The following is a 10,271-nucleotide window of genomic DNA, read 5'->3' as shown; positions in this document are numbered from 1 at the left end:
TTGCAAGACTTCGTGAGCAGCAGCGGACTTTTAGAACAAATTTTATAGGGTTACAAGATAGATAAAGAAGAGCCGTCTCTAAGTTCAATAAGGACTTTGGAAGACGGCTCTTTGTACATTTCAAGTGTTATCAAGTTGTCGTGATAGCATAAGAAGGAAGTGTGACGATGGATGGACAAGAGATTTCGATTTTTGCAAGAGGAGACTTGTTGGATTTGAATGATAACTACACGCTAAAGCAGGTCAACGCTTGGGACGAAAATAGAACGCAGCCGTTATCTAGCTGCGTTCACGGTTTCTCACTATTTCAGTCCAGTAACATTGTCATGCGTTTCCACTGGACAATCTTTAGTTCTTAGTCAGCAATATTAATTTTCTTCCTGTATGTATCCCTGTCTTCCAGCGTAGTAAGGTTCTCCCGGATCGATGTCGATAACGACGCGATGCGGGGCGGCTAGTGCGTATTGATGCTCGCAACGCCAACGCATGTCTTCGGTGAATCCAATCGTTTCCCCGTCATTGATTATGTCTCCTTGATTAAACAAATAGTATCCGATATTCGCTAAATGTCCGGCAACCTCATCAGGATCAAGATCATAATAATGACACTGAACATCGGGAATACCTAGTGCAGCGAGTCCTATTGAATCCATCAAGCCCTCTGCCCGTCCGCTTCCAGTCCCTTCAACATTATAGAATCGTATATTCATCGCACCATATAACAGGGCACCCTCTTCAATCGCAGCCAAATACGCTTTAGGCTCTACAAGCCTGTCGCTCTCCCGAAAGTAAATCGCATCACAAGGAGCCGCTTCCAGAACCGCTTGGAGTACGCCAGTGAACAGCTGTAATCTTGATTTGGGGTCAAGTCCTGATGCCATCATGTCTACCAGAAGCAGCGAATAGTTGCATTCGTGTAGAGTCTGAGCAGCTTCCTGCCAATGCCAGGATTGCTGAATAGCCGTTTCGTAGTCCGAAGCCGGACGATTGTCCATGTTCATCAAGCTGGTCTGGGCAGGCATTTCTCCTTCCGCATATTGAACCATGTAGTTTAAATGAAAGAAATGAATCATGTTATCCTTATCAACTTCGTCCGCTTCCCAAACAGCTAGCCCTGCGGCATCCGTTTCCTGTTGTTCTGGCTGTTCTATTTTACCGGTGTAACGCTCCACTTTCTCATATAGAAAATTTCGATCCAGCTCTGGCTGCCGCTTGTATTTTAGTTCAACCGCATAGACCCGCGCAAACCCAAAGTCTCTCTCTTCCTCACGTACATCCTTCATATTTGGTCTTGTCTCCTTCGTGAATTCATTATTATAGTCGGCCACATGCCGTCTTTCCTTCATTCAGATAGAATACGCGATGTTCAATATGATAAGCAGGCTCATCTATCCCCACAAAAAAATATAGCATGCCGCTAGTCGGAAGCAGCGACGATTCGTCATGCTTCGCCAAATCTTTCAGATTGAGTTGCAACAAAAGAGTCATAGGCGTTATATCGATGGATCTATTATATAGTATCCTAGCAGGCTCTTCTAGAGATGAACACTATGGAACGGAGATTGAGTATGCGGTATACTGAAGCACAAATCAAACAACTTGAAGTAAATCCTAATGAGCGATGCGTACTTCCTCAGGAAATTCTTAGCCATCTGGGAATAATACCAATTAAGGTACAGCATCTTGAACTTTTGTGTTTATTTCAATATGTCCCCTTGAACAAGGGAGGGAGGATATTATGAATTCTAAATATATAGCGGGAATATCCTTAATTGTGATGGCCGCAGGCTTCGTGGTTACACTCATGCTGCCTGATTATTTATGGATACTGCTTCTGCAGGGCGGCTTCGAAGCAGGTCTTGTGGGCGGGATCGCTGACTGGTTCGCAGTTACGGCGCTCTTTCGACATCCGATGGGTATTCCCATTCCCCATACCTCATTGCTCTTAAAGAATAAAGATCGGATTGTTCAATCTTTCGTATCTGCTATAGAGACGGAGCTCTTGAACAAAGAGAGCATTGAGAAGAAGCTTCGCGGATGGAATCTTGTGGAGCGGGTAACTGCGGTTGCTACGCAGGCCGTTCAGAAGAAGAAGGCTCGCAGACAAGTGCTGGATCGTGCGATACATCTTGTTGAAAGGCTTCCTGTAGAGAAGCTTGCTCCCGTCGTTAAGTCAGGGTTAGCTTCTTATGTACGGGAAATAGAGCTTCATCAAGCATTTGACCAGCTTGCCACCTATCTCATCAAGGAGAGTTATGATGAGAAAGCGCTCGACTACGTGCTCGAAGAGGCGGAGTCATGGGCTCGACGTCTAGAGACGAAGCGCATGCTTGGCAGATTGGCGAATGAGAAGCTGGCGGAAGTGAAGCTTGGCGGACTGAAGGGCTTTGCATTTCAAGCCTTCGCAGGCTTCATGGATGAGGATAAGCTCGGCCAATTGCTGCAAGGCATGATTACTTCATCCCTGCAAGACTGGAAGGATGACGATAATGAATCCCGCGCAATGATTATCCGTGAGATTCGTGTGCAGGTCTTCCAGCTTGCTATGCATGAGGAGAAGGTGGGGCGACTAAAGACCTGGCTGCTCGAGCATATCCAGCATGAACGTTTTGACGAGACGATTAAGGAACGTTTGGAAGAGATCCGCACGATGGCGCTTCATGCCTTAGCCCGTGAACGCGACACGGGGGGCCGAATCGTTCTTCAAGTTTACCGTGCTGCCGCTCAACAGTTGAAGGCGAATCCGGAATGGATCCATGAGATCGAGAATCGAGTCAGTCAAGCTGTCGTCGCTGTCGTTGAGAAGAACCATTATCGTATCGGTCAGCTGGTAACAGAAAATATAAATCAAATGGACGATAAAGCGCTAATTGAGATGCTCGAAGGCAAGATCGGCAAGGATTTGCAGTGGATTCGCGTCAATGGCGCCTTGTGCGGATTTGTCATCGGATTGCTTCTAGCGGCAATTCAGCTGTTCCTTTAAATCAAGATAGAGTCTGTCGATAGCGGCAGGCTCTTTTGTTCTGCAGGTTGCAGAAACAATCTCCCATTTGTGATGTATCGTGCAAATCGTGAACAAAAGTGCATAAATCAAGGCGATATCAAGATAATAAGACCAACTGGAACGTCTTTATTAATGCACATGCGATGGTTACGCTTATTTGGTGAAAAAGCAAGCCTGTATGGACATTATGGACGTATCCTTTGTTTTTACCAGAACACTTGTGACAGGAGTAACATACATTTCTGAACCTCGACTAATATGTAAGTAAGCTTAGTATGAGTAAAGTGAGGCAGCAATCGATATGGCTAGTAAAGTAAAACGGTTATTGATCGGAAAACCAATGAAGAGTGCAGAGCTTGAAGGAGAGAAGCTTGGCAGATTAAAGGCGTTGGCGGTATTATCCTCTGATGCTTTATCGTCTGTCGCTTACGGTACCGAGCAAATTCTGATTGTTCTGCTTGCCGTAGGGACAGTGGCCTTCTGGTACTCCATTCCGATCTCGATTGCCGTGCTTGCCTTATTATTGATTCTGGTCTCATCTTATCGTCAGACGATCTTTGCCTATCCTACAGGAGGAGGCGCTTATATTGTTGCTAAAAATAATCTCGGAGTATCAACGGGACTGCTTGCGGGCGGTTCGCTCCTCATTGACTACATCCTGACCGTGGCAGTAAGCTCATCGGCAGGAACAGATGCGATTACCTCTGCTTTTCCTGCGCTTCATAATTACAAGGTCTTGATTGCAATCTTGATGATTACGTTTCTGACCATCATGAATCTAAGAGGGGTTACGGAATCGGCATCGGTGCTTGCGATTCCTATCTATTTATTTGTGATTGCGATCTTTATCCTGATCTTGTCGGGTGTGGTCAAGTACATTACGGGTGGGGCAGTGGCTGCTGCACCGGATATGGAAGCAGCCTCGACGAATATTAGCCTATTCCTGTTGCTGAAGGCCTTTAGCTCAGGCTGTTCGGCGTTGACAGGGGTAGAGGCCATGTCGAATGCGGTTCCGAACTTCAGGGAGCCATCGGAGAAAAATGCTGCCGCTACGCTTGCGATGATGGGTGGGATTCTCGGCGTTATGTTCCTTGGGATAAGCCTCTTAGCCGCCTAATTCCGCTTTATGCGATTGGGGTATTTATCCCATTTACGCTGTCCCAGCTTGGGATGATGATAAGATGGATGAAGCTGAAGCCACCGGGCTGGTCATGGAAATTCGCGGTGAATACCGTGGGTATGCTTACTACGCTCATGATTACAATGATCTTCCTGATTACAAAGTTCAGTCAGGTGTGGATGGTCTTTATCTTCCTGCCAACCGTGATGTACATCTTTCATAAGATTCATAAGCATTATCTCATTACGGCAGATGAGCTTCGCATTGATATTCATACCGAGAAGCCGAAGGCCAAGGGAAGTACTATCATTGTCCCGGTGGCCGGCATAACGCGAGTCGTCATGCATTCCCTTAGTTATGCCAAGTCGATGACGGATCATGTGGTTGCCGTCTATGTGGGCTTCAATGATGAGGATATCAAGCTAATGGAGAAGAAGTGGGCGGAATGGGATCCTGGGGTCCGACTAATTGTACATCGTTCAAGCTATCGCAATGTGATTCGTCCGTTAGTGAAGTTCGTGGATACCGTCGAATGGAAGCAATCGGAGAACGATCATGTTACGATCTTGATTCCTCAGTTCATACCGCGCCATTGGTGGGAGAACATCTTGCACAATCAGACGAGTATTATGCTGCGTGCCTATTTCATCAATCGCAAGGATGTCGTGATTACGACCGTCCCTTATCATTTTCAGCAATAATGGGGGATGCATGAAGGACATTCGGACAAGTTGCTGAAGAAGCAATACTAAAATTATAAAAACAAAGAACCGCCGTGGATTTAAACTTTGGCAGACGGCTCTTCGCGTATGGCTAGCGCTGATAAATTTGCCGATAACGGGCAGGAGTTATGCGTTCGAATTTCTTGAACGTCTTAATAAAATAGCTAGGTTCGCTAAATCCCAATTCGTTGCTAATTTGAGAGATAGACAGGTCGGTCGTCTCTAAAATTTGTTTGGCCCATTCCATTTTCAACCGCGGAATGAACACAGAAAAGTTCTCTCCAGTCTCCTTCGTAAAAATGCGGCTGAAGTAACTGGGGCTCACATGGCAAAGCGCGGCCATGTCCGCTAATTTCACGTTCTCGCTTTTATGAGTGTAGATATAATCGAATGCTGGTTGAAGAATGGCGTTGGCAGATATCTTTGACTGATTGGACATTTTACTGATTTGACTATCGATCAGTGTATTTTCCAATTCGTTCTTTATCGATTGAATGCTGCGGTACGAATGCTCGGCAAGAGAATCGATAACAGGCTTATTGCTCGTTAACGCTTGCCGGTACATATCGATCGTTGCATTTTTATTGATCGCTTCTTCCACGATATAATTGCACAAATGATACAGCATTTCCGAGATTGTCGTGACTTCGTCATAAGACAATACCGGGAGAGAAGTATATTCTTGTTCCAGACCTAGGAACTTTTTATTGGCATCGGCATTGGAGGGACGAGTGACGATTTGTTCAAGTTCCATCGGATTGTCACGCAGCTTGACCTGTCCTGCCATGATGGCCCCCATATACTGATTATGAACAATAATCGGGATGGCGATATCGACAATATTGTAATGGCATAGATAGATATAAGGCTTGTTCAACCGAACAGCCTCCAGGCCGCCTCTCGCGTCGCACTTCTGGCAGTATTGCGATAGCGCCTCGTCTTTGCGAATCGCCTGACAGAAGCTTTGACAGTGACTGTGCTTCGTAACAGGCACACCTTTATAGTCGGTTGTAATAACGGCCATTTTTGTAACCAAAGAGAGTGAGTCCTGCAGCTTCTGCCATTTCTCCATATCAATGATGCTTTCCAAATTAAAACGTGAGTTCACGATGACCCATTCTCCTTTTGTCCGCTTCGCATCATTATAGCATAATAATCGGATAGAAAGACAAGATAATACCATTTTCGCGGTTTAGGATAAGATAATACGATGAGATAGCGCTTTATTTTGCAGGAATAGTTCAATGATCTTGTACTCGGCCGCCACTATAATGGAGATACAATAACACAGAGGAGGATTACGCACATGAGAAAAGCGTTTATAAGTCCATCAAAATATGTACAAGGTGAAGATGAACTATTCAATCTGGGTTATTTCATCAAGACATTCGGAGAATCGGCTCTTCTGATCGCTCATGCCGATGATGTACAACGTGTGAAGCAGAAGCTCGAATATACAATGGAAAAATACGGTGTTACAATAGTTGAGAGCGGTTTCAGTGGAGAGTGCTCTCGTCAAGAAGTAAAGCGATTGCAGCAGCTTGCGATTGAACATAACTGTTCTTGCACTATTGGACTAGGCGGAGGCAAAGCTATCGATACCGCGAAATGCGTAGCAGAGGGCGATGCGTTGATCATCGTACCGACCATTGCAGCGACGGATGCACCGACAAGCCATTCCGCGGTTCTTTACTCGCCGGAGGGCGAGTTTGACGACTACGCGTACTTCAAACAAAGCCCAAGTGTTGTAATGATTGATACAACTGTTATTGCCAATGCGCCTACACGCTTCCTGGTCGCGGGGATGGGTGATGCGCTGTCCACCTACTTTGAAGCGAGAGCAACCGCAAATTCTTATTCGAATGTGAATGCAGGGTTGCCATGCGGCGCTAACGGGGGCGTAAGTCCAGCTAAAGGGACAAAAGCGGCTCTTGCCCTTGCCAAGCTGTGCTATGAGACGTTGCTGGAGGACGGAGCTAAAGCGAAAACATCCTGTGATGCGAACTTGGTTACGCCAGCGCTTGAAAATATTATTGAAACAAATATCCTGTTGTCCGGCTTAGGCTTTGAGAGCGGCGGTCTGGCAGCTGCGCATGCTATTCATAATGGCTTGACTTCTCTGGAAGGCACCCACTCGTATTATCATGGCGAGAAAGTGGCCTTTACGACATTGGTACAGTTGGTTCTGGAAAATGCAAGCACAGCAGAAATCAATGAAGTGTTGCAGTTCTGCGTGAGCGTAGGCCTTCCGGTGTGTCTGGCCGATATCGGCGTAACGAGTGTGACGAACGACGAATTGCGGAATGTGGCCCAAAAAGCTTGCATACCAGAAGAATCGATTCATTCCATGCCTTTCCCGGTTAATGAAGAGATGGTAGTGGCGGCGATCCGAGTAGCGGACCACATCGGACAGCAATATAAACAAAAGGGTGAGTAATTGTGAAAAAGATCATCAATAAGCCGGAGACGCTGGTCAGAGAAATGTGCAACGGCATGGTGCTTGCACATCCTGAGCTGGAGTTTAACAGCAAATATAAGATCATTAAGAAAAGAGATATGAATCAAGACAAGGTAACTTTGATCAGCGGCGGAGGAAGCGGCCATGAGCCCGCTCATGCCGGATTTGTCGGCCAAGGGATGCTGGATGTGGCGGTCTGCGGAGACGTATTTGCATCCCCATCCCAGATTCAAATTTACCAAGCGATCAAAGCTTCCGCCAGTAAAAAGGGAACGCTGCTCATTATTAAAAATTACAGCGGCGACATAATGAATTTCAAGAATGCGGCACATTTAGCCGGGGAAGACGGAATCGTTGTTGACTATGTCAAAGTGGACGACGACATTGCGGTAGAAGACAGTCTATATACGGTCGGCAGAAGAGGCGTGGCAGGAACTGTACTTGTTCATAAGATTGCCGGCGCAGCCGCTGAAGAGGGAAAAGAGTTAGCTGAAGTGAAGGAAATTGCCCAAAAAGCGATAGATAACACACGAAGCATTGGCTTTGCCCTTACTTCGTGCACCGTTCCGGCCAAAGGAACTCCGACATTTGAGCTAAAAGATAATGAAATCGAATATGGCGTGGGCATTCACGGTGAACCAGGCATTCGCAGAGAACAGAATGTATCTGCCGATGAGCTGGCGAAGAAAATGGTCACGGATTTGTTCCGCGATATGAAAATAAGCGGCAGCTCTCAACCAGAAATAGCTGTGTTAATTAACGGGTTCGGCGGAACACCACTGCAAGAATTGTATTTGTTGGCGAACGCGGTTGTTCAGGAAATCCGTAACCACAACGTTCCCATCTTTAAAGTATTTGTCGGCAACTACATGACAAGTATAGACATGGCAGGCGCTTCCGTGTCCATGATCAGATTAGATGAACAATTAAAACATTATCTGGAAGCTAGTTGCGATACGCCAGCGCTTCAAGTGACAGGGCCGTTCAGCCCGCTGCGTATTGAAGAAGCACCAGTGGAGTCGCCAGAGAATCAAGCCGTATCCTATCGATGTGAGACAGATCAGCAATATGCCAAGATCGAACGGAATACCTTCTCGTTACACAATCTGATCTATCTGACGGACAAGATGAGCGAGATTATTATTGAAAATGAAGTTCCTTTCTGCGAACTGGACTCGTATGCAGGCGACGGCGACTTTGGCATGAGTGTCGCAAAGGGCTTTAAGCAGTTAAAGAGAGAATGGCATGAGATTATGGAACACCACACCGGAAGTATTGGCGAGTTTCTAAATGCATGTTCGCTCATCATTATGGAGCATTGCGGTGGCGCTTCCGGACCGATCTGGGGCTCGGCATATCGAGCGGCCAGCAAATATGCGGGAGACAGTACTGAATTAACTGTCGCCGAATTTGCGGGTATGATGAAGGCCGTTGTCAAAGGCATCCAGGATACGGGCGAACGTTCTTTCGGAAGAGGAGCCGTAGTCGGAGATAAAACCTTGATTGACGCGCTGGCACCATTCGCCGATGCATGGGAGCAGTGTGCAATAGAGGGCGACGATATCAAGACCGCATCAGCTAAAGCTGCAGAAGCCGCAGTTCAAGGAGCGAAGCATACAGAGTCAATCGTTGCCAGAATGGGAAGAGCGGGAACGGTTGGAGAACGAAGCTTGGGGTATCCAGACGCCGGCGCCTATGCATTAGGTGTTATTTTTACGGAGTTAGCACAGGTGTTAGAATAAATGGATAGGATCGTTAGAGCGGGGAGTCGGTACCTCGGATTTCCTAGAAGCAGCCTGTTTGTAATCAACATTTGAAATATATGAAACCGGAGCGCAAGCAAAACAGCGCTTCGGTTTCTTTATAAGGCAGCGTGTAAAATCCAAATGATCTTAAGTCCTATCAAAAAGGAGTTTCCAGTAAAGTTGTCGAATGGACTATGATTATTACTCAGATTAGCATTCAGCATAACCATTGCAGTCTAAATATTGCCGTGAAGACAGAACAGGAAGCTGAGGGTATTATTAATTCATCACATATCTGCAACCCTGTGGATTGGCTCCCGTGGGGAACAGAGGCGTTTCCATAGGGCAGGTCGCGAAGGAAAGCCAGTATTCCTAATCTATAGAGTGAGTCTAGATTTAATCACAAAATAGGGGTTCTACCACATAGCTATCAACTTAAAATGACAACTATAGTATTCCTTTTATTGTTATTATAAACTGATATAAGAAGTATCCCGCAAAACCTATTAAAATAAATCCAGCGATTATGGATACCCATTTTATCATTGTTTGACTCATTACTTTTCTTGTTACCGCAACAATTGCAAGTAGACCAACATCATGGACTAGGATACCAGTTAAAATACCCGCCCCGACGATTAAAAATTTTGCCGGTTGTGTCGTATCATAAGAATCAGAAAGTACAGCTCCAAAAACGGAAATCCAAAACACGAGATTTCCTGGTGAAACAGCTACGAGTAAGCCATTACGATACGAGCTAAGAAATGATCCGTTTGGTTTATCACCAGCTAACGTAATATCTTGATCTGAGTTTTTTATGGAATCATAGCCTAAAAATGCTAAGAAACATGCGCCAATAAGCCACATTGGTATTTGAATGTAAGATATAGCAAGTACAGAAGCCAATCCCATATATAATGCAATAATTAATAATAAATCGATTGTCATTCCACCTAATCCTACAGCCCAACCATGCATAAACCCCTTTTTCAGACCTTGTTTCGTCATTTCAACTGTCATTGCTCCTACAGGCATTGCAATTGCAAGACCCGCGAGAAGATATGTGAAAAATAGATTCAAAAAATCACTTCTTTCAAATTTGATGTCTTCATATGTTCATTAATATATACACTTTAGCGTTAAAATTCAATATTTGTTTGGATTTATTAACTCAACTTTCGCAGAGCCAAAATTAGCTTAACAGCACGTACTGCATGGATTT

General features: G+C 45.4%; 7 protein-coding genes and 1 pseudogene. 4 read left to right on the top strand and 4 right to left on the bottom strand.

All coding sequences use genetic code 11. The annotated features are described in order from the left end of the window. Positions 1–368: 368 nt before the first annotated feature. Both LQV63_RS30705 and LQV63_RS30700 read right to left on the bottom strand, forming a co-directional pair. Entirely contained in the window at positions 369–1,283 is a 915-nt protein-coding gene (locus LQV63_RS30705) for a DUF4261 domain-containing protein (RefSeq protein WP_233699568.1), read from the bottom strand. Positions 1,284–1,314: 31 nt separating this feature from the next. Next, positions 1,315–1,488 carry a DUF1963 domain-containing protein gene (locus LQV63_RS30700; protein WP_233699567.1) on the bottom strand — a complete coding sequence of 58 codons (174 nt, stop codon included), beginning with the start codon at positions 1,486–1,488 and terminating at the stop codon, positions 1,315–1,317. A 250-nt stretch (positions 1,489–1,738) separates the two neighbouring features. Here LQV63_RS30700 and LQV63_RS30695 point away from each other — a divergent pair, with 250 nt between their 5' ends. Then, positions 1,739–2,983, top strand: coding sequence for a DUF445 domain-containing protein (locus LQV63_RS30695; RefSeq protein ID WP_233699566.1), 1,245 nt, complete (start codon positions 1,739–1,741; stop codon positions 2,981–2,983). Positions 2,984–3,305: 322 nt separating this feature from the next. Continuing rightward, positions 3,306–4,825: pseudogene (locus LQV63_RS30690) on the top strand (APC family permease). A 112-nt stretch (positions 4,826–4,937) separates the two neighbouring features. On the opposite strand, the gene LQV63_RS30685 reads toward LQV63_RS30690, so the two are convergent. Then, positions 4,938–5,954, bottom strand: coding sequence for a PocR ligand-binding domain-containing protein (locus LQV63_RS30685; RefSeq protein WP_233699565.1), 1,017 nt, complete (start codon positions 5,952–5,954; stop codon positions 4,938–4,940). A gap of 198 nt (positions 5,955–6,152) precedes the next feature. On the opposite strand from LQV63_RS30685, the gene LQV63_RS30680 reads away from it, so the two are divergent. Further along, positions 6,153–7,283: a glycerol dehydrogenase gene (locus LQV63_RS30680; RefSeq protein WP_233699564.1), complete on the top strand. Its 1,131-nt coding sequence runs from the start codon at positions 6,153–6,155 to the stop codon at positions 7,281–7,283. 2 nt (positions 7,284–7,285) lie between these two features. Continuing rightward, complete coding sequence (gene dhaK / locus LQV63_RS30675; protein WP_233699563.1) at positions 7,286–9,046, top strand: dihydroxyacetone kinase subunit DhaK; 1,761 nt, start codon at positions 7,286–7,288, stop codon at positions 9,044–9,046. 450 nt (positions 9,047–9,496) lie between these two features. Here dhaK and LQV63_RS30670 read toward each other — a convergent pair whose 3' ends face one another. Further along, positions 9,497–10,129 (bottom strand): LysE family translocator, encoded by a 633-nt coding sequence (locus tag LQV63_RS30670; RefSeq protein ID WP_233699562.1) that lies wholly within the window; start codon positions 10,127–10,129, stop codon positions 9,497–9,499. Between the last annotated feature and the right edge of the window lie 142 nt (positions 10,130–10,271).

Origin of the sequence: Paenibacillus profundus (assembly GCF_021369635.1) — a bacterium.
GTDB lineage: Bacteria > Bacillota > Bacilli > Paenibacillales > Paenibacillaceae > Paenibacillus_B > Paenibacillus_B profundus.
The sequence above is the reverse complement of the archived record's forward strand: the minus strand, read 5'-3'. Positions and strand labels throughout refer to the sequence as shown.